This is a genomic window from Rhodococcus sp. ARC_M6 (assembly GCF_022810305.1).
GTDB lineage: Bacteria > Actinomycetota > Actinomycetes > Mycobacteriales > Mycobacteriaceae > Rhodococcus_F.
The window spans coordinates 19,818-40,420 of record NZ_JALGQH010000021.1 but is presented as its reverse complement, the minus strand read 5'-3'; the positions used below and the strand labels follow the sequence as shown (position 1 = coordinate 40,420).

General features: G+C 62.4%; 16 protein-coding genes and 1 riboswitch. Of the genes, 4 read left to right on the top strand and 12 right to left on the bottom strand.

Annotated elements, in window-relative coordinates; genetic code table 11:
- Positions 1–31: 31 nt before the first annotated feature.
- Complete coding sequence (locus tag MTX36_RS20100; protein WP_374230508.1) at positions 32–1,546, bottom strand: MFS transporter; 1,515 nt, start codon at positions 1,544–1,546, stop codon at positions 32–34.
- 279 nt (positions 1,547–1,825) lie between these two features.
- Here MTX36_RS20100 and MTX36_RS20095 point away from each other — a divergent pair, with 279 nt between their 5' ends.
- Entirely contained in the window at positions 1,826–3,790 is a 1,965-nt protein-coding gene (locus tag MTX36_RS20095; protein WP_243621440.1) for a hypothetical protein, read from the top strand.
- Between the two features lie 254 nt (positions 3,791–4,044).
- Positions 4,045–4,941 carry a hypothetical protein gene (locus MTX36_RS20090; protein WP_243621439.1) on the top strand — a complete coding sequence of 299 codons (897 nt, stop codon included), beginning with the start codon at positions 4,045–4,047 and terminating at the stop codon, positions 4,939–4,941.
- 75 nt (positions 4,942–5,016) lie between these two features.
- Here the strand turns inward: MTX36_RS20090 and cobA are convergent, their stop codons facing one another.
- The 7 genes from cobA to mqo form a co-directional block, all read right to left on the bottom strand.
- The gene (gene cobA / locus MTX36_RS20085) at positions 5,017–6,255 is read right to left on the bottom strand and encodes a uroporphyrinogen-III C-methyltransferase (RefSeq protein WP_279394828.1); all 1,239 of its coding nucleotides are present in this window, start codon (positions 6,253–6,255) and stop codon (positions 5,017–5,019) included.
- Positions 6,252–6,641, bottom strand: a complete 390-nt coding sequence (locus tag MTX36_RS20080) for a cobalamin biosynthesis protein (RefSeq protein ID WP_243621437.1) — start codon at positions 6,639–6,641, stop codon at positions 6,252–6,254. The genes cobA and MTX36_RS20080 overlap by 4 nt, the downstream gene beginning before the upstream one ends.
- The gene (locus MTX36_RS20075) at positions 6,634–8,010 is read right to left on the bottom strand and encodes a cobyrinate a,c-diamide synthase (protein ID WP_243621436.1); all 1,377 of its coding nucleotides are present in this window, start codon (positions 8,008–8,010) and stop codon (positions 6,634–6,636) included. Before MTX36_RS20075 ends, MTX36_RS20080 begins: the two co-directional genes overlap by 8 nt.
- Entirely contained in the window at positions 8,004–8,618 is a 615-nt protein-coding gene (gene cobO / locus MTX36_RS20070) for a cob(I)yrinic acid a,c-diamide adenosyltransferase (RefSeq protein ID WP_243621435.1), read from the bottom strand. The genes MTX36_RS20075 and cobO overlap by 7 nt, the downstream gene beginning before the upstream one ends.
- A 23-nt stretch (positions 8,619–8,641) precedes the next feature.
- Positions 8,642–10,585, bottom strand: coding sequence for a magnesium chelatase subunit D family protein (locus MTX36_RS20065; RefSeq protein ID WP_243621434.1), 1,944 nt, complete (start codon positions 10,583–10,585; stop codon positions 8,642–8,644).
- Between the two features lie 9 nt (positions 10,586–10,594).
- Positions 10,595–10,751: riboswitch (adenosylcobalamin (AdoCbl) riboswitch) on the bottom strand.
- A gap of 75 nt (positions 10,752–10,826) precedes the next feature.
- Positions 10,827–11,303 carry a GNAT family N-acetyltransferase gene (locus tag MTX36_RS20060; RefSeq protein WP_169633376.1) on the bottom strand — a complete coding sequence of 159 codons (477 nt, stop codon included), beginning with the start codon at positions 11,301–11,303 and terminating at the stop codon, positions 10,827–10,829.
- Positions 11,304–11,314: 11 nt separating this feature from the next.
- On the bottom strand, positions 11,315–12,853 hold the full coding sequence (gene mqo, locus MTX36_RS20055; RefSeq protein WP_308198239.1) for a malate dehydrogenase (quinone): 1,539 nt from the start codon (positions 12,851–12,853) through the stop codon (positions 11,315–11,317).
- A 146-nt stretch (positions 12,854–12,999) separates the two neighbouring features.
- Here mqo and MTX36_RS20050 point away from each other — a divergent pair, with 146 nt between their 5' ends.
- Both MTX36_RS20050 and mtr read left to right on the top strand, forming a co-directional pair.
- Positions 13,000–14,028, top strand: coding sequence for an alpha/beta hydrolase (locus MTX36_RS20050; RefSeq protein WP_243621433.1), 1,029 nt, complete (start codon positions 13,000–13,002; stop codon positions 14,026–14,028).
- Entirely contained in the window at positions 14,025–15,401 is a 1,377-nt protein-coding gene (mtr, locus tag MTX36_RS20045; protein WP_243621432.1) for a mycothione reductase, read from the top strand. The genes MTX36_RS20050 and mtr overlap by 4 nt, the downstream gene beginning before the upstream one ends.
- A 67-nt stretch (positions 15,402–15,468) precedes the next feature.
- Here mtr and MTX36_RS20040 read toward each other — a convergent pair whose 3' ends face one another.
- The 4 genes from MTX36_RS20040 to MTX36_RS20025 form a co-directional block, all read right to left on the bottom strand.
- Entirely contained in the window at positions 15,469–16,014 is a 546-nt protein-coding gene (locus tag MTX36_RS20040; protein WP_243621431.1) for an alpha/beta fold hydrolase, read from the bottom strand.
- A gap of 119 nt (positions 16,015–16,133) precedes the next feature.
- Positions 16,134–17,114, bottom strand: coding sequence for a linear amide C-N hydrolase (locus MTX36_RS20035; protein ID WP_243621430.1), 981 nt, complete (start codon positions 17,112–17,114; stop codon positions 16,134–16,136).
- 27 nt (positions 17,115–17,141) lie between these two features.
- The gene (locus MTX36_RS20030; RefSeq protein ID WP_243621429.1) at positions 17,142–19,049 is read right to left on the bottom strand and encodes an alkyl/aryl-sulfatase; all 1,908 of its coding nucleotides are present in this window, start codon (positions 19,047–19,049) and stop codon (positions 17,142–17,144) included.
- A gap of 43 nt (positions 19,050–19,092) precedes the next feature.
- Entirely contained in the window at positions 19,093–20,532 is a 1,440-nt protein-coding gene (locus MTX36_RS20025; protein WP_243621428.1) for an MFS transporter, read from the bottom strand.
- Positions 20,533–20,603: the final 71 nt, after the last annotated feature.

The window sequence follows — 20,603 nt, the reverse complement described above, 5'->3', positions numbered from 1 at the left end:
GCCAGTAAAGACTCTCAAAAATAGGGCCTGATCAGTCGATACCCTGAGCAACCTTCTCGGCAGCCTGCGCCTGCGCAACGTCAGCGGGTGTGAACTTGATGAACAGGGCGGAGATTGCGGCAAGCGCCGCGAAGATCGCGCACCCGAACAGAGCGAAGACGTATCCCTCGCTCAAGGCCGACAACTGTGCCTCGTTCATGTCTGCGGCAACACCGCTGACACCGCCGAGCGAGAGTGTGCGAGACGTCGCCATTGCTCCCACGACAGCCAAGCCGACCGGGCCGAAAAGTACCTGCGCAACCTGGGCGATAGCGGTGAGTGGGCCGATGTCCTGCGAGCCGACTCCCGCGATCGCGCACAGCGGCAGCGGCACGACTGCCAGTCCGACGCCGAAGCCGATACCGACAACAAGCACAAACAGATTGCCCATGTACGTGGTGGATTGGTCGAGCGTCGAACCGTAGAGAAGTCCGAGGAACGTCATTACCGCACCGGTGACGATCAACCAGCGAGCCTGCACCCGAACCACCAGTTTGGACGCGACAAATGCTGCGGCGCCCAACCCGAAGGCGAACGGAACAAAGGCCAGACCCGCGTGGAGCGGGCTGTAACCGAGAATGTCCTGGACGAAGAGAGCCACGAACGGGGCCAGCGAGAACATCACCGCACCCATCAATGCGAGCGAAATGAACGTGAAGACGCGATTCTTGTTCTTGAACAGACTGAACGGCAGTAGTGGATTCTCGGCACGGCGCTCAACCATCAGGAAGATGACGAACAATGCGACGCCGCCGATGAGCGCACCCAGCACCGGCGCGCTGGTCCAGCCCATTTCGGGTCCCTCGGTAAATCCGAAGACAATTCCGGTACAGCCGAGCGTCGCGAGGATCGCTCCCGGTACATCCAACGCCAGCCGCTCCGCCCCCGTTTCCACCAAGGCACCGAACGCGAGCGCGATGATCAACAGGCCGATCGGCACGTTGATCAGGAAGATCCATCGCCACGACACCTCGGTGAGTGCGCCGCCGATGATCAGGCCCGTGACGGATCCGATGCCCGTCATCGCGGCAAAGATAGCGATCGCCTGATTCCTGACGGGTCCCGGCGCAAACGTGGTTGCCACCAGAGCCAATGCCGTCGGCGACGCAATTGCCGCGCCGACACCTTGGAGGGATCTCGCCGCGATCAGCATCGCTTCGTTGGTGGCCAGACCGCACGCCAGGGATGCGAGCGTGAACAGGATGACGCCGCTGAGGAAGACCTTCTTACGCCCGAAGGTGTCGCCGAGTCGACCGCCCAACAGCATCAAACCGCCGAAGGTAAGCGCGTACGACGTGATGACCCAGTTGCGTCCGGAATCGCTGAGGTCGAGATCCTCCTGGATCCGAGCGAGTGCCAGTGAAGCGACGGTGCCGTCGAGCACCATCATCAACTGCATACCGCTCAAGACGATGATGGCCAGACCGAACGCCCGGGTGGTCACGGGGTATTTCACAGCAAGGTTTTCGGACCCACCGGCATTTTCGGATCTCAGGGAATCAGACACAGGGCCTCACGTTACCCAGCGTCGACGGAAAAGCTCGTCACCGGTCCGATACCCAGCCGGCGTAAGGCTCGATCTCGTCGCTCTTGGCCAGCACTGCGAGGGTAGCGAGACCACCCCGGTGATCCCCGGCACAACCGTAAAGAAACTCCATGGATAGCCCAAATTGAACCAAAATGCAGTAGCTTAGGCTTGCCTCTGCTAGCTTAGGCTAACTTACTCGAGTATGTGTTCGACGGATCGTGCTGTGACTGCGATTGTCGCCAGAAGGAAAGAAGAACGATGCGAGCGTTGAGCAGGGCTGCTTTCGCGACTATGGCCGTCGCCGTGGCATTGACGACATCGGTGAGCGTCGCCATCGCGGCCCCCGGAACCTCAGGTGACGCCCCGGCCGCCCCCGCTATCTCGGGTACTCCGGATACGACGGTCTCGAAGACGACCGGACTGAATGTCAGCGGTGAAACCATCACCGTCTCGGGTACCGGATTCTCCGGCAGCGAGCCCGGCATCTATGTCGGCCTCGTTCAGGACAACAAGTTCTCGGCCACCGACGCCAGCGCCTGGATGACGACCGCATTCATCCGTCCCACCCAGATTACCGGCGGCGAGTGGTCGATACCGGTTGAAGTCAAGGCCATTGCGGGTGCCTCGGACTGCACCGAGAATTCCTGCTCGATCTACACCGTCGCGGCACACGGCTCGAGTGACCGCAGCCAGGACACCCAGACGCCGGTGACCTTCGCAGCTGCACCGACAACGACAACCACCACGAAGCCGCCGACGACAACGAAGCCTCCCACCACGACCACCAAGCCGCCGACCACCACCGAAGATCCCGAACCGACGATCGACGTTCCGGTCATCACCACCACCAAGAAACCGACGACGCCGACCGGCGGGCCGAGCGTGAGTGCGGACCGAACCAGCGGACTGAACGCGGCGGGCGACACGATCAGCATCAGCGGCAGCGGATTCTCGACCTCGGGAACGGGCATCTACATCGGCGTGGCGCAATCGAACCGGTACTCGTCCACCGATGCCTCGGTCTTCCAGGACGCGAAGTTCATCAAGCCCACCGATATGCCCGGCGGTTCCTGGTCGACGTCACTCAACGTGTCGTCCATTTTCACCGGTAGCGACTGCCAGGCCAACGCCTGCGCCATTTACACCCTCGCAGCACACGGTTCGAGCGACCGCAGCCAGGACACCTCCACCCCCATCAGTTTCGTCGGCACCCCGGCGCCCGGTGCAACCACCGGACCAGGAACCGGCACAGGTGCCGGGACTGGCACCGGGACTGGTGCCGGCGCGATAACGACCAATAGCGCCCTGTCGGTGACACTTTCGAAGTCCACTGACATCACGCCTGCTGGTGAAACTGTCACTATTTCCGGTTCCGGGTTCTCCGGCGCATCGCCCGGCCTCTATGTCGGAATGGTCCAGGACAACGTCTTCAGCGCCACCGATGCCTCGGTCTGGATGACAACAGCCTTCCTCAAGCCTGAGGCAATCTCGGGCGGCAACTGGTCCACCACCATGGAACTTGCAGCCGTCCAGGGCAACTACGACTGCATCAAGAACACGTGCTCGATCTATACCGTCGCCGCTCACGGCTCGAGTGACCGCAGCCAGGACAGCCGCACCCCGGTGGGCTTCGTCGGCGGCGTCGCGCCGGGTACTGTCACGGCGCCTCCGGCCAATAACGGTGCCGCCAACAGCGACGCCGCAAAGACTGGAGCCGTGACCCTGTCCAAGTCGAGCGGCGTCAAGATCGAGGGCGAAGAGATCACCATCTCGGGCACCGGATTCTCCGGTGCGCAGCCGGGCATCTACGTCGGTCTCATCCAGGACGACAAGTACTCCACCACCGATGCCGGTGCCTGGATGACCACGGCTTTCATCCTCCCGAGCAAGATCAAGGACGGCGCGTGGTCTACCACCATGAAGATCATGGCAGTCAAGGGCGACTCCGACTGCACCAAGAACACGTGCTCGATCTACACCGTCGCCGCCCATGGCTCGAGCGACCGCAGCCAGGACACGAAGACTCCTGTCTCCTTTGGCGACAACCCGTCGGAGTCCGACGCATTGGCGGCCGGAGCTCCGGGTGACTCGAATGCAGCGATCCGCAACCTCGCAGACTCGTTCTCGGGAGGCTACGGCTGGATCGCGCCACTGGTGGTCGGCAGCCTCATCGGAGCCGGAAGTGCGATAGCAACGGCCTTCGCGCTCCGCCGCCGAACCTAGAACCAGGTTTCTCGCACCGGTCGGATGGCTCGACGCGAGCCGTCCGACCCGCAAAACCAATTGCATGACATGACAACGGATTCCCTGAATCGGGGCCGGCGTTCAGCGCTGCCCACCCGTGCAGAACCAGCACGAATTCTGTTGTCCCACAAGGTGGATCGCAACTAGACAACCGTTCATTAATTAGGCTAGCTTTACCTAACTTAGTTCGAATCAGGCCGCCAAAAGGGCGACTCACACAAGAGAGCAGGACCATGCGCGTATTCAGCAAGGTAGCGATCATCACCGCAGCCACCGCAATCGCCGCGACGATGTCGATGGGCGTAGCCGGAGCACAGATCACGCCGTTCGGCGGACTCAACACCGGCTCGCTGGGCAGCCTCGGCGGTAGCGAACCTGAAGAGCCCGCAGACCCCACACCGGCGGTCACCCTGTCGAAGGCAACCGACCTCACTGCTGCCGGCGAGACCATCACCGTCTCGGGCACCGGATTCTCCGGCGCCGGATCCGGCCTTTACGTCGGACTCATCCAGGACAACAAGTACTCCGCCACCGACTCCACCGCCTGGATGACCACCGCCTGGCTCAAGACCGGCGACATCGTCGACGGTAAGTGGACCGCCACCGTCGATGCAGTCGCCGTCAAGGGCGCGTCGGACTGCCTCGCCAACACCTGCTCGATCTACACCGTCGCCGCCCACGGATCGGCAGACCGCACCCAGGACACCAAGACCCCCGTCACCTTCAAGGCACCCGTGGTTGTTCCGACCGGACCGGCAGTCACAGCGTCGAAGACCTCCGGCATCGCCGCTGCCGGTGAAACCATCACCCTCTCCGGCACCGGATTTGCCAGCACCGGCCCCGGCATTTACGTCGGCCTCGTCCAGGACAGCAAGTTCTCCGTCACCGACGCCGGAGCATGGATGACCACCGCATTCATTCGCCCGACCCAGATCGTCGATGGCGCTTGGACCGCCACCGTCGACGCCGCAGCCATCAAGGGTGAGTCGAACTGCCTCGTCAGCGCCTGCTCGTTCTACACCGTCGCAGCACACGGCTCGGCTGACCGCAGCCAGGACACCAAGACCCCCGTCGCTTTCACAGCGCCAGCGTCCATCGTCGCCGCAATTCTCACCGGTGCCGCGCTCTAGCCCGACACCACCTTCACAAATAGGTCTGGCCTTCACTCTACCGAGTGAAGGCCAGACCTTTTGTGGTGCAACGTGTTACCCGGCGAGCGAGAATCCCGCAGTCGGTCCGATCACAACAATTGCCGGAGGCTTGATCTCCTCGTCCTTGACCCGCGCAGCGACAGTCGCCAGGTCGGCCCGGACCTCACGCTGAGTGCGCAACGTACCTTCCTGGATCACGATCACCGGAGTGCTCGCGGGGCGCCCGCCGTCGATCAGAGCCGCGGCAAACAACTCGATGCGCTCGACTGCCATCAGCAGAACGATTGTGCCCCGCAACTTCGCCAGAGCAGACCAGTCGACCAACGAATCCGGGTGGTCCGGAGCAACATGACCGCTGACAACCACGAACTCGTGGGTGACGCCGCGATGTGTGACTGGAATACCGGCCGCCGACGGTACGGAAATCGCGCTCGTAATTCCCGGCACAACCGTCACCGGGACACCTGCTACGGCACAGGCTTCGAGCTCTTCGTAGCCACGGCCGAACACGTACGGATCGCCGCCCTTGAGCCGAACGACAAACTTTCCGGCTTTGGCATTGTCGATCAGCGCAGCGTTGATGGCTTCCTGAGCCATGGCCCGGCCGTACGGAATCTTCGCGGCATCGATCACCTCGACGTCGGGACCGAGTTCCGCCAGCAGTTCCGGCGGTGCCAGGCGGTCGGCGACGACGACATCGGCACGCGCCAACAGTCGTCGGCCACGCACAGTGATCAGGTCAGGATCACCGGGGCCACCGCCGACGAGCGCCACGCCAGGCGCAGCAGGCTCGGCGGTATCCGCGAGAAGACCCGATTGCAGCCCTTCGACCACGGCGGTGCGAACAGCTGCCGAACGACGATGATCGCCGCCGGCCAGGATTCCGATGCTCATACCGTCGTACTCGGCGCTGGCCGGCGTGACGGCCGTACCATGCTTCGCGTTGTCCGCGCGCACACAGAAGATGCGACGACGCTCGGCCTCCGCGACGATCGCCGCGTTGGTCTCCGGTTCATCCGTCGATGCGATGGCATACCAGGCACCGTCGAGGTCGCCGTCCTGGTACGGACGCTCGTCGACCGTGATCTGGCCGGCCGTCGCCATACCCTCGATTGCCGGTGTGACCGCACGGCTGATGACGTGCACGCGGGCGCCCGAGCTGATCAGCAAGCCGAGTCGGCGCTGGGCAACCGTCCCGCCGCCGAACACGACAACGCGTCGATCGGTCAGGTTAAGTCCGACCAGGTAGTTGGTCTCGTCTGCGGTGGGCTCGCTCACTCGCACTCCATTCATTTCTGGATCGTTGTACACGCTGGTAGAACTTTACGGGCAGCAGCCACGGTCACCGCATCAGTGGAAGTCTTCCTCACGATCAATTGCCCGTGATCGGCGGCAAGGATTGCGGCAGCTTCCGCCACACTCGGCGTGCCTGCCATCTGCTCGACGCGCCAGGACGGAGACGGAACAGTCACTGCAGCAAGGACTTCCGGTTCGAATGCGATGATCGGAATCGACAGCATATCGGCGGCGGCGATAAGCACGGGTGACGCTGCTTTACTCGTCACGGTGGCGAGTCCCGCGATCGAATTACCTTCAGGGGCAACGGCACGTACTGCGGTCACTACGTCTACGACGGTCGCCGACTGCGTGAACCCCACTCCGACGAACAACTCAGGCACGGGCGGCGTCCACAAACCGTGCGATCGACGTCGGCTGCCCCGCCGGATGTGTGTGCAGATAGGAGGCATGCACACCGCCGCGAACAAAGCCCTCGCGCTTGGTTCCGCCGTCCCAGGGCCGCCAACCCCAGGCACCGGCGTACCCGTCCGCCGACTCCGAATCCAGCGAAGTCCGGTGGAACTCGTGCCCCGCAACCCTGGTTCCCGCTTCGAGCAGGCTCGAATCCCCCAGCGCAACTGCTGCCCGGTATCCGAGAGTCAGTTTCTTGCCGAAACGTGCGTCGACGCCGATCACACCGGCCATCTCATGCCCGTCGAGACTGCGGGCGAGGTACAGGAGGCCCGCGCACTCGGCGTGAATCGGGGCGCCACCGTCGGCGAGGGCTCGAACCTGCTGCAGCAAAACGGTATTGGATGCCAGATCAACGGCATGTTCTTCGGGAAATCCGCCGGGTAGAACCAATGCCGCCGCGCCGGAGGGCAATTCATCCTTGAGAGGATCGAAGACCTGTACGTCGGCGCCCGCCGCGACGAGCAGTTCCCGATGCTCGGCATATCCAAAGGTGAAGGCCGGCCCGCCGGCCATCGCAACCACAGGCCTCGAAGCGCGATGGTCCCCCACTTCCACGGCAGGGTCCCAGGAGGCTTCGCTGACCGTCGAGGTAGCCAAAGTGCGCACGACATCAAGATCTACGTGCGTTGCAATCAACTCCGACATCGCATCGACTGCCGCTACCGCTGCCGCTCCGTGTTCGGCCGCCGGAATCAATCCGAGGTGGCGGGAGGGTACTTCCAACTCGGCCAGGCGCGGAACGACACCGAGAACCGGGATCCCGACCTTGTCGCACGCGTGTCGCAACACCTGCTCATGACGGGCGCTGCCGACGCGGTTGAGAATCACTCCCCCGATGCGCACACTCGCGTCGTAGGTCGCGAAGCCGTGCAGCACCGCGGCGAGGCTTTGACTGTGGCCGCGGGCATCGATCACCAGGACAACCGGCGCGCCGAGAATCCCGGCTACCTGCGCCGTCGAACCCTCGGCTGATGCCTGCGAGTTGGCCTCGTCGATCTTGCCGTCGAACAGGCCCATGACACCTTCGACGACCGCGACATCGCAACCTGCGGCGCCGTGGTTGTAGAGCGGTGCGATTCGGTCCGCGCCCACCAGAACTGTGTCGAGATTGCGTCCCGGCCGCCCCGCGGCAAGTCCGTGATAGCCGGGGTCGATGTAGTCGGGGCCCACTTTGAAAGGTGCGACACTGCTGCCGGCACGCCGGAGCGCCCCGATCAATCCCGTTGCCACCGTAGTCTTTCCGCTACCAGAGGCGGGTGCGGCGATGACAACTGCAGGAGTAGACGAACTCACCATTCGATGCCCCGTTGGCCCTTCCGGCCCGCGTCCATCGGGTGCTTGACCTTGGTCATCTCGGTGACGAGATCAGCCGCGTCGATCAAAGCCTGTGGCGCATCACGTCCGGTGATGACGACGTGCTGATTGCCCGGTCGGTTGCGCAGCGTCTGCACAACCTCGTCGACGTCGACCCATCCCCACTTGAGGGGGTACGTGAACTCGTCGAGCACGTAGAAGCGGTGTTCCTCGTTGGCGAGGCGGCGGGCAATCTCCTGCCACCCTTCTGCAGCGGCAACCGCATGATCTTCTTCGCTGCCGGCCTTTCGGGTCCAGGACCAGCCTTCGCCCATCTTGTGCCACTGCACCGGACCGCCGACGCCGGTCTCGTCGTGCAGGTTTCCGAGCGCGCGAAACGCAGCTTCCTCGCCGACCTTCCACTTCGCGCTTTTCACGAACTGGAAGACGCCGATGTCGAAACCCTGATTCCAGGCGCGCAGTGCCATACCGAATGCTGCGGTGGACTTGCCTTTGCCCGGTCCGGTGTGGACTGCCAGCACCGGCGCGTTACGACGCTGACGCGTGGTCAAGCCGTCGTCGGGAACTGATTCGGGAACGCCCTTGGGCATGATGATCTCCTGAGGAAGAAACGTTAGGCTGCAGCGCGGACGACGCCCGCGACCTGCTGCGCTGACAATTCGGCAAGGCGGACGCATCCGCCGCGTAATTCTCGGGCCAGTTCGGCGGCCAATCCCAAACGGACAAGACCGGTTTCGCAATCCACGACGATCGATGCCACCGAGGCATCGGCGAGTAGGTGCGCGGCGACCCTGGCGCGGTGCAGTGCATCCTTGCCGCCGGTAGCGCGGCCGTCGGTGAGAGCGACTACCAGTGCGCGGCGCTGCGGATCGCGAAGCCGTTCACGCAGAACAACCTCCCGAGCTCGCAGGAACCCTTCTGCCAGTGGCGATTTACCGCCCGTCCGCATGGATTGCAGCCGACGAACAGCAATGTCCACCGACGACGTCGGCGGCAGTACGATTTCTGCCTCGCGCCCGCGCACCGTAATCACGGCAACCTTGTCGCGGCGCTGATACGCGTCACGAAGAAGCGAAACCACCGCGCCCGTGACGGCAGACAGGCGATCACGCGCCGCCATCGAACCCGATGCGTCGACAATAAAGACGATCAGATTGCCTTCTCGCCCTTCACGAATCGCGCCCCGCAGATCCGTCGGCGCCAACCGAAGCCGTCCTGTGGTGCGGCCTCGGGCAACCTGGGATTCCGCAGCCGCAAAGACCGTACTTGTCAGGTGCAATCCGTGGCCACGATCGGAAGTGGACCGCACGACCCGTCCACGCGAAGACAGTGACCGCGAACGGCGTCCGGGCGCACCTTCGCCCACACCGGGAACTTCGAGGAGCTTGGTGGCAAATTGACTGCTCGGTGGAGCCGAGGGTCGGTCGGCGGCACGCACTCCCCCACCGGGACCGTCAGGATCCTCCGGGCCGTCATCGTCAGGTCCGTCATCGTCGGGGCCAGAATCCTTCGGGCCACCGTCGTCAGGGCTACCGTCTTCAGGCTCGTTCCCGGCTTCCGGATTTTCGGGAGGCTCAGGCTCACCAGCACGCGCATCTTCGTCTGCCTGCTGCATCGCGTCATCCAACTGCTGCTGATCGAGGCCCGGCTCATCGAACGGGTCGCGTCGACGACGATGTGGCAGAGTCAATTCCGCGGCAACCCGGACGTCTTCTTCGGTAACCTCGGTGTCCCCACGCCACGCGGCATGGGCGGTAGCGGTGCGAGCGAGAACCAGATCGGCACGCATACCGTCGACGTCGAAAGATGCGCAAAGTGACGCAATTCTGCGCAACTCACGGTTACTCAACTCCACGGAATCCAATTGCCCACGTGCCGCAAGAATTTCGGCCGCCAGTTCCTGATCGGCCGGCGCGTAGCGAGCCGCAAAAGCCTGCGGGTCGCGTTCGTAGTCGAGCCTGCGGCGCACAACGTCCATGCGCACGTCCACATCCCGGGACGCTACGACATCCACTGCGAGACCGAAACGATCCAGCAACTGTGGACGCAGTTCTCCCTCTTCGGGATTCATGGTTCCCACGAGAACGAACTTCGCCGCATGTGAGTGCGAGATTCCGTCACGTTCGATGTGCACCCGGCCCATTGCTGCGGCGTCGAGAAGAACGTCCACCAGATGATCGTGGAGCAAGTTCACTTCGTCGACGTACAGAACGCCCTGATGGGCTGCGGCCAACAAACCGGGCTGGAAAGCTCGTTCACCGTCGCGAAGGACCTTCTCGAGGTCGATCGAGCCGATCACCCGATCTTCCGTCGCACCGACGGGAAGTTCCACCAGCCGCGCGGGACGGCTGACACCGGCGGCGTCGACAGCCGGCAGCAGCGCCGTCAAAGCGCGCACCACCGTGGACTTGGCCGTTCCCTTTTCGCCGCGAACCAGCACACCGCCGATTCCCGGGTGCACCGCACACAGGATCAACGCCAGCCTCAATTGGTCCTGGCCTACAACGGCGCTGAACGGAAAACCCGCTACCGCCGTCTGATCATCTTCTACACGCACGTCGACATCCCTCCACCTCTCGGTTTCCTCGCCGAGAACTTGGCTTCATCCGAATGTCGCGGCAACCTGGCTGAGATCTCGTTTCGCAGACGAGATCTTTCACAGTGGCGGGACCGCGCCTGAATCGAACAGGACTTCCCCGCGAGCATTCGGTATCGAAAAAACCCTAGTCGGCTCACTTTTCAGCGAGCCGACCAGGGTCAATTGTCGCGGCGCGACCAGGGTCAATTGTCTTACAGAACTAGCTGGCGACTACAAACGCTTCGCCGCCGCCACGACGCATCGGAGTGTGGGGAATTCCGTCCTCGAGGAACTCTTCACCGTCTGTCTTGAAGCCGTGCTTGCTGTACATCTCGACCAGATAGGTCTGGGCGTTGATGCGGCAAGGGGCTTCGCCGACCTCGGCGAGCGCTGCCTGCAGCAACCGCGTCGTGTGACCTTTGCCACGAGCCGAACGAGAAGTGCAGAGTCGTCCGATTCGGAAGCTCTTCTTGCCGTCGTCATGCTCTTCGAGAAGACGAAGGGTGCACACCACTTGGCCGTCCTGTTCGAGCCAGAAGTGGCGCGTCTCCGTCAGCAGGTCACGCCCGTCCAGCTCGGGATACGGGCAAGCCTGCTCGACGACAAAGACCTCCACCCGAAGCTTCAACAACTCGTAAAACGTCTTGTTGTCGAGATCGAGTGCCCACGAACGCTTGAGTGCTGCTGTTGCCGTCATGGACTGGACTATCACACAGTTGCTGCAGTATCCGCGACCGGAGAAGACCCGGTTGCGGCGGCCGAGTCGAGCTCGAGCACCTTCGAAGACCAATCCCACACCTGGTCGAACAGGCCCTCGTTGTCGGCGAGCTTGACGCCGATGGACGGGATCATCTCGCGAAGCTTGCCCTTCCATCCCTGGAACTCAGTCGGGAAGCAGCGCTCGAGGACGTCGAGCATGGCCGGAACCGCCGTCGACGCACCCGGGGATGCACCAAGCAGGCCGGCGATCGATCCGTCTTCGGCGGCCACGACGGCGGTACCGAATTCGAGAACGCCGCCCTTGCCCTTGGCCCGGCGGATCACCTGGACACGCTGACCCGCGGTGATGAGCTCCCAATCCTGAGCCTGTGCCTGGGGCGCAAACTCACGGAGGTCGACGATACGGCCGGCTTCGCTCTTGGTGAGCTCGCTGACGAGGTACTTGACCAGGCCGAGTTCGCTGACGCCGACGCCGAGCATCGAGAGGATGTTGTTGGGCTTGACCGAGCCCGGCAAGTCCGTGACGCGACCCTGCTTGAGGAACTTGGGTGACCAGCCGGCGTACGGTCCGAACATCAGTCCCGGCTTGTTGCCGATGACGCGCGTGTCGAGGTGCGGAACCGACATGGGCGGAGCACCGACAGCAGCCTTGCCGTACACCTTCGCGCTGTGCTGCGCGATGAGTTCGGGGTTGGTGCAACGCAGGAACGCGCCGCTGACCGGGAACCCGCCGAAGCCCTTGGCTTCCTTGATGCCCGACTTCTGCAGCAGGTGCAGCGCGCCACCGCCGGCACCCACGAATACGAATCGTGTACGGACGACGCGCTTTTCACCGGTACGCGTGTTTGTGACCTTGACGGTCCACGTCTTGTCGGAGTTCTGCGTCAAGTTGGTGACCTCGTGGCCGAAGTACATCTTGCCGCCGGTCTTGCCGATATGGCCGACGAGCTGCTTGGTGAGCGCTCCGAAATCGACGTCGGTACCGTCCTGGCTCCAGTTGAGGGCAATGGGGTCCGAGAAGTCACGGCCCTTGGACATCAGCGGCAGACGCTTGGTGAACTCGGCCGGATCGTCGATGTACTCCATGCCGCGGAAGAGGGTATTGCCGGCAAGTGCGTCGTAGCGGGCACGCAGGTACTTGGCGTTGGCCTCACCGTGGACAAAACTCACGTGTGCGACGGGATTGATGAATTCCTTGGGCTGTGTCAGGATTCCCTGCTCAACCGCGTGCGCCCAGAACTGGCGGGACACCTGGAACTGCTCGTTGACGTTGACGGCCTTCTTGATGTCGACCGTACCGTCCGGGTTCTCGGGGGTGTAGTTGAGCTCGCAGAGCGCGGAGTGACCGGTTCCTGCGTTGTTCCACGGGTCGCTGCTCTCGGCTGCGACGGCATCGAGGCGCTCGAAGGTCGAGATCGACCAATCGGGCTGCAACTGGCGCAACAGGGCGCCCAGCGTCGCACTCATGATGCCTGCGCCCACGAGCACTACATCCGTCTTCGTCTCTACCGCGTTCTGATTCGACACTGGAGAATCGACTTCCTTGTCATTTGCCGTGCGCGCATCCGCCTGCTGTGTTACGCCGAACAGGTTACCTGGGCGTAAGTGCGCCGTTAACCACACCCAATTGTGCGCTACAACGCGGACGTGAAACGACGATTAGATTGTGATCTGTGACTACATGGGTTCCAGACGTCCTCGGAGACGGATATCAGCAGCTGACCATTCCTCTCGGAACCGATCCGGACGGTGAAGGTGAGGTGGATGCCACACTCGTCCGCTATCAACCGCCAGGCGACGCCGCCCGCGCAACCCGTGCAGTTCTGTATGTACACGGGTTCACCGATTACTTCTTCCAGAAACATCTGGCGGAGCACTTCGCTGCGCAGGGTTACGCGTTCTTCGCGCTGGATCTGCGCAAGTGCGGGCGATCGCTGAAACCGGGCCACACCGCGCACTACGTGTCGGATCTCGCGTTGTACGACGCGGAACTCAACGAGGCACTGCGCATCGTCAATGCCGAAACCGACGGCAGTGAACTGCTGCTGATGGCTCACTCGACCGGCGGATTGATCGTGCCGTTGTGGCTGGACCGACTCCAGCGCAGGCCTGGCGGAACCGCCGGACTCGGCATCGCCGGCATCGTGCTCAACAGCCCGTGGTTCGACCTGCAGGGCCCGCCGATGGTTCGATCTGTCGGCACGGCGGCCATCGATGCCGTGGGCCGAGTGTCCGCGAAGACCGTCATTCCCGGTACCGGATTGCCGACGTACGGCTCGAGCCTGCACGTCTCCGCCAACGGCGAGTGGGACTACAACCTGGACTGGAAGCCGCTGGCCGGTTGTCCCATCACGTTCGGCTGGATGCGAGCAGTTCGCGCCGGACACGCGCAACTGCATCGCGGCCTCGACATCGGAGTGCCCGCACTGGTCCTGCGCTCCAAGAAGTCACAATTCGCCAAGTCCTACAACCCGAGCGTCGACATCGCGGATTCGGTCCTCGACGTGCGGCAGATCGCGCGGTGGGCCGGCTGCCTAGGCGACCGCACTACCATCGTTCCTATCGACGGCGCGCGCCATGACGTCTTTCTCTCCACCGAGAAGCCTCTGGCCGCAGCTTTTTCCGAACTGGATCTGTGGCTGGAGTGGCTCGAAGGCCACCTCGCCGCAGACGCTGACATCACACAGGAGACTGCGCAGTGACGCATTACGACCTTGCCATCATCGGCAGTGGTTCCGGAAACTCGTTGCCCGACGAGCGTTTCGACGGCAAGAAGATCGCCATCCTCGAAGAAGGCACATTCGGCGGCACGTGCCTCAACGTCGGGTGCATCCCGACCAAGATGTTCGTCTACGCCGCCGAGGTTGCCAACACCATCACGCATTCCGAGAAGTTCGGTATCGACGCCACCCTGGACGGCGTCCGCTGGTCGGACATCGTCAAGCGCGTTTTCGGGCGCATCGATCCCATCTCCGCCGGCGGTGAGCGTTACCGCAGCGAGGATCTCCCCAACACAACCGTCTACCGCGGCCACGCCACCTTCACCGGTCCGAAGACCATCGACACCGGTACGGGCGAAACCATCACGGCAGATCAGGTAGTCATCGCGGCCGGGTCGCGCCCGATCATTCCCGCGGAGATCTCCGCGAGCGGTGTGAAGTACTACACCAACGAAGACATCATGCGTCTGCCGGAACTTCCCGAGCATCTTGTGATCGTCGGCTCCGGATTCATCGCTACCGAATTTGCACACGTGTTCTCCGCGTTGGGTTCTCGCGTCTCTATCATCGGCCGCAGTGGGCGGCTGCTGCGTCATCTGGACGACGAGATCTCGGAGCGTTTCACCGAACTCGCGACAAAGAAGTGGGATGTCCACCTCGGCTCGCCGATGCAATCCGTCAAGGCTGACGGCGACAACATCGCCGTCGAGCTGGAAAACGGCACGGTCGTTTCCGGCGACGTCCTCCTGGTTGCGGTGGGCCGCAAGCCCAACGGCGATCTTCTCGGCCTCGACAAAGCCGGCATCGAACTCGACGACAAGGGTTCCATCGTCGTCGACGAGTACCAGCGCACCAGCGTTGAAGGCGTCTACGCGCTCGGCGACGTCTCCTCGCCGTATCAGCTCAAGCACGTCGCCAACCACGAGATGCGGGTCGTGCAGCACAACTTGCTGCAGGACGCCTGGAACGACACGTCGGAGCTTCGCAGCACCGATCATCGGTTCGTCCCGGCTGCGGTCTTCACCGACCCCCAGATCGCCGACGTCGGTATGACGGAGAAGCAGGCCCGCGACGCCGGACTCGACATCACCGTGAAGGTCCAGGCCTACGGCGACGTCGCCTACGGCTGGGCGATGGAAGACCAAGAAGGCATCTGCAAGGTCATCGCGGAGCGCGAGACCGGACGTCTCCTCGGCGCCCATGTCATGGGCACCCAGGCGCCCACTGTCATCCAGCCGCTCATCCAGGCCATGAGCTTCGGGCTGTCCGCTCAGGACATGGCACGGGGCCAGTACTGGATCCACCCAGCTCTGGCCGAGGTAGTCGAGAACGCACTGCTCGGACTCGACATCTGATCGGCTTTCAACAGAAAAGGCGGGCACTCCCATTGTGGAGTGCCCGCCTTTGTCGTCTGTCAGATGTTTACCAGGAACTGGTGCGAAGCACGATCTCCGTCGCGAGTTCTGCGGGCGCCGACTTCACGATGTCGTCAACACCGGGCACTTCGGCCACCCGGAAATCGGAGTACACGAACCGGCCGCTGGCGTCCGCCAGTGCACGTCCGGCACTACCCACAACAATGGTCGTCGGCACCTCGACCGGAGGAACTCCAACAGCGTCACTGGCCGCCGGATGACCACGATCCACCGAAATCAGACTCGCAAACCGTCCGAACTGACGTGCCGCCAACAACCACGCAAGATCCGCGCCCTCCCGGTGCCCCACCAAATTCACCCACGCAATGTTCAACTCGTCCAGAAGGACCACAGCAGTCGTTTCGTCGAGATTCTCGATCGATTCCACCGCTACGGTGCGCAAATCCGAATTGTGCAGCCGTTCACACACTTTGTCGTACACATCAACAGGATCACCCTTGCCCGGAAGCAACAGAACCGCATGCTTGCTGACCGGTCCGTCGATCCGAACGGTGCACGACCCCTTGCCCACCGCTACTCGAGTCAGTTCCATGAAAGGAAACGGTACGCGATCCAATCTCCGCGGCTGCGAGCAGCGGACCGAATACGACCGGTTGTTCCTCAAACCCTGCCGGCCCTCAAACCCTGCCGGCCCTCAGCCCCTGCCAGCACTCACAGTCCGGCAAAGACGAACGGTTCAGCCTGCGCAAACTGATCAGTCGAATCTCCCGAATAGACGATGCTCTCGTTCGGCCCGAGGTCAAGCTTGCGTACTCCCGACCCCTCACTCAGATCGATCGATGACACGTCCACCCAGAAAGTGTTCGGCGTCATCGCCGACTCGAAGAAGTACAGCCCGCGTTTGTGGTCGACGACGGTGCGCCACCGCGTCGACGAGATATTCGGCTCGTCGGGAGTTGAAATACCCAGGGGCACGGAGACATTCCTGATGACACTGAACGTCGCGGCCAACGCGGTCCGAGCGTCGTCGGTCTTCGGAATTGCGTCGACGTAGAAGGAGGCCCGCGCAAATCGGTCCGCAGCACGATTGGTTCCGGGCAACATGACGGTTCCGTTGATCTGCTTCCAGTACTCGTTGACGGCGAGTTGCTTGTCGAAGATCGGGGAATTGGTCATCACCTGGTAGTCCCGGTTGTGATGAATTGTCGGACGGCCATCGATGTATTCGACGATCGCACTGTCACCGCCGGCATCCGAGAGCGACATGTGCAATGTCGCAAGCCGGTCTTCTCCGGGAACGGACGCGGTCACAAGTGTGAAGGGTTCCGCCGCTAATGCCTCGACGGCTTCTTTCACACTCGCGTATCGATCCAGCACGTACTGAGCCCACAGCGCGATGGACAAGCCGGGCGTCGATCCATCATAGGTTGGGTACTCGGACTCGACCAGCCACAGCAGATTCGCCGAGAGCCCCGCATCGTTCACCCCGTCCGTCGTGCACAAGTCGTAGGCGGTGGCAATAACGCTGCCGTACAACGATGTCCACGTTATCGAACTCGGCCCGGCGCACCCCGCACGCTCCATGCCACGGGGAAACGCCCACAGGTTGGTTCCGAGATCGACCTTCCAATCCATCGATCGGGCCGTGATCACAGTGTCGTTCGGCCCCAGATATACCAATCGCGTACACATCGAAAAATCTGTCCCTTCGGCTACAAGCTACGGCGTGACGATATTGAAGCTGGGATCGAAGGTATCCAACAACTCTCCCAACGTCTTCAATGCCGAGTCGTCGCCGTCGAGCGAGATCTTCCCGGCCCGAGCCAACTCAGGCGCTGCACCGGGTTGCAAAAGTGCACCGATCAGCGCAGGTTTCGGTCCCGACACCGTCAGATGTGTGTTCGACGCCGCTCCCCGCCTAGCGTTGAGTACGCCACGCTTGACCCACGTAGTCCACGTCTCGTTGTCGTGATCGGTAAACACGAAATCGATGCGGAGATCGACATCAGCCGCCTGGTCCCCGATGAGATGTACTGCGACGAAGTCGAACAGGATGTCGATGGGCATCGCGAGGACACTGTCCTCACTCGCCGTGATGTAGGGCGGAGGTTGCGAGCCTTCACGTAATTCCAGGGCGGCCGACAGGTAGATTCCGCGCCACTGCGGCCCTTCGGCTTGATACCCCATCTGCTCGTAGACGTCGGCCTGGAGGTTCTTCGCCTCGGTGTTCTCCGGTTGCGCGAACACCAACTTGTGCAGGATCTCAGCGGCCCAGCGGTAGTCTCCCGCATCGAAAGCCCGCTTACCCTCGTCCAGAATCTTCTGTGCACCAAGGAGATCGACAAACCGTCTGGACGACTCCACCGGTGGATGCGGATGGAGCGACACCGGATCGCCGTCCCACATTCCCAACTCCTTGGTGTAGACGGCTCGAACGTCGTGGTGCAGGGTTCCGTGATATCCGCGGTTGTACCACTTACGGCCGAGTTCCTCCGGTAGCTCGATGACCTCGGCAGCTTCGAGTGGTGTGTACCCCTTGTTTGCCAGACGCAGTGCTTGGTCGTGAATGTATTTGTATGTGTCTCTTTGGGATTCGATGAACGGCACCAGGTTCTCGTTGCCCCACACCGGCCAGGTGTGCGGACCGTAGTGAACTGCTGCGTCGTCTCCCCATCGTTCAAGAGTCTCATCCAGATATCGGGCGAAGTTGCGGGCGTCGCGCGTACGTGCCCCGCGCAATGTCTGGATGTTGTGGAGCGAATGATTGGCGTTCTCCGCACAGGTCAGCGCTGCGAGTTCGGGGATCCAGATGTGCATTTCCTCCGGAGCCTCGGTGTCGGGTGCGTAGAGGAATTCGAACTCCAGACCGGCAATTTCTCGTTTCGTTCCGGTCTCGGTGATGCTGTCCGTGGGGGAAATGTACGAGACCAGTGGACCTTTGGTGCTGATCGTTCCGATCCCGCACGTAACCATCCCCTTCGGCCCGAGGTCGAGCAGTCCGCCGAATGCGTAGAACGAACGCCTGGCCATGGCATTACCCGCAACCACGTTCTCACCGATTGCGAACTTGTCGAACGACGCGATCGTGCCTGGCGCGATGATCGGCACCTTCCCCGACGCGACGTCGTCGACATCGACGATTCCCTTGACGCCGCCGTAGTGGTCGATGTGTGTGTGCGTGTAGATAATTGCCGCCACCGGTTTGTCGCTGACGTGCTCACGAATCATCTTCATGCCCTGGCGCGCCGATTCAACGCCCGCCATGCAATCGATGACGATCAGGCCCTCATCGCCTTCTACGACCGTCAGGTTGGCGAGGTCGTTGTTTCGCACCTGATACAGGCGATCCGTGACTTGGTACAGCCCGCCCCGGCGCATCAATTGGCCCTGACGCCACAAGCTCGGATTGACGGTATCCGGCGCAGAAGTGTCGTCGGTGAGGTACGCCATCGCCTCCGGGTCGAACACCACGTGACCGTCATCGCCGAACACCTTTCCCGGCAACGGAGCGATCAAGCCACGATCCGCATCCACGAAATCTTGCCGGTCCTCCATGGCATACCGCGCGACGGCTTCGCGATTCACCGTCACAGTGGCCGGTGCTGCGTCCTGATGGTTCTGGCACATGGCACTCCCCGTTCGGTTACGGCGTTCGGTTACACCCACATCTCTATCCGGCCGGAGGGTTCGTTGGAATCACCCGTACTGGGTGAACCACCGCCGAGTGAGCCGATGCACCGGCGATGACAAGAACCACCAACCCACACCCGACAACGAGCATCCACCCCGCGTGTGATGCCTGCGCGACGTCCGACTCGACAGTGTTCGCGACAAAGCCGCCGGCCAATGCGACGCCGAGAGCAGCGCCGAACTGTCGTGCACTGGAAGTGATTCCACCGGCAAGTCCGGCTTGCGATTTCGGCAGTCCGTTGACAGCAGTGTTGGTGATGGGGGCATTCGAGAAACCGAAACCGATACCCAGAAACAGGTAGGCGACCAGCACAGTTGAAAGTCCGGTGTTGTTGTCGAGAGATACCAGGCACAGACCACCCAATGCGGTGAAGCTGCCCGCGATCAGAAGCGGTAACCGCGGCCCGAATCGTCCGACCAGAATGCCCGACAGCGGCGCGCACACGGTTGCTGCAACGGCCATCGGGAGGATCATGACGCCCGCGGCAGCCGGGGTCATGCCGCGTGCTTGTTGCAGATAGAGCGTGCCGAGCAGCAGTGTCGCGTTCAATGCAACAAACACCACGACTGCCCCGAGAACCGCCGCAGAAAAGGGCCTGTGCCGAAACAGTGCAAGGTCGACGAGTGGTTCGGTTTTCCTCGATTCGACAGCAACAAACGAGGCCAAAGCTAGTGCGACTGCACTGTATCCGGTCACCGCACTTGGTGACGTCCATCCGATTCGTGGGCCCTCGATGAGCAGTCCCACCGCGCCGCCCACAACAGCGACCAACAATAGTTGCCCCGGCAGGTCGAGCTTTCGCGGCTGCGGAGCGCGCGATTCCGGCACGAAGACGGCAGTCAACATCAGAACAATCACGATCACCGGGACGTTGACCCAGAACACGGATCGCCAGCCGAAGCTTTCGATGAGCACTCCGCCGATGATCGGCCCGATGGCCATACTCAGACCGAACACCGCGGCCCACACGCCGATCGCCTTGGCTCGCTCCTTCGGGTCGGTCATCACGTTGACCACTATTGCCAGCGCAACCGGACTCAACATCGAACCACCCACGCCCTGTGCAATTCTCGCGGCGATCAACACGCCTACCGACGGCGCAAGTGCGCACGCTATCGACGCGACTCCGAAGACGACCAGTCCGAGCTGGAAAACGCGTCTGCGGCCGAACCTGTCGGCCAGGGTTCCGGACGAAATCAGCAAGCTCGCCAGAACGAGTGTGTATGCGTTGACGACCCATTCGAGACCAGCGATGCCGACATGGAAACTCTCCCCGATCGTTGGCAACGCGACATTGACGATGGTCGTGTCCAATCCGACCACGAACAGGCTCGTGCAGCAGATTGCCAGGACGCCCCACCGCCGTCGGGTATGCATTCCGATCGCCGGCGGTCTATCGATTCCGCTCGAAGGTTTCATGGTTGGACTCCCTTTGTGCTGATGCTGTGCCGTAGTCGCCTGTCGAAAGGATCGTCGCAACCGGGCACCCG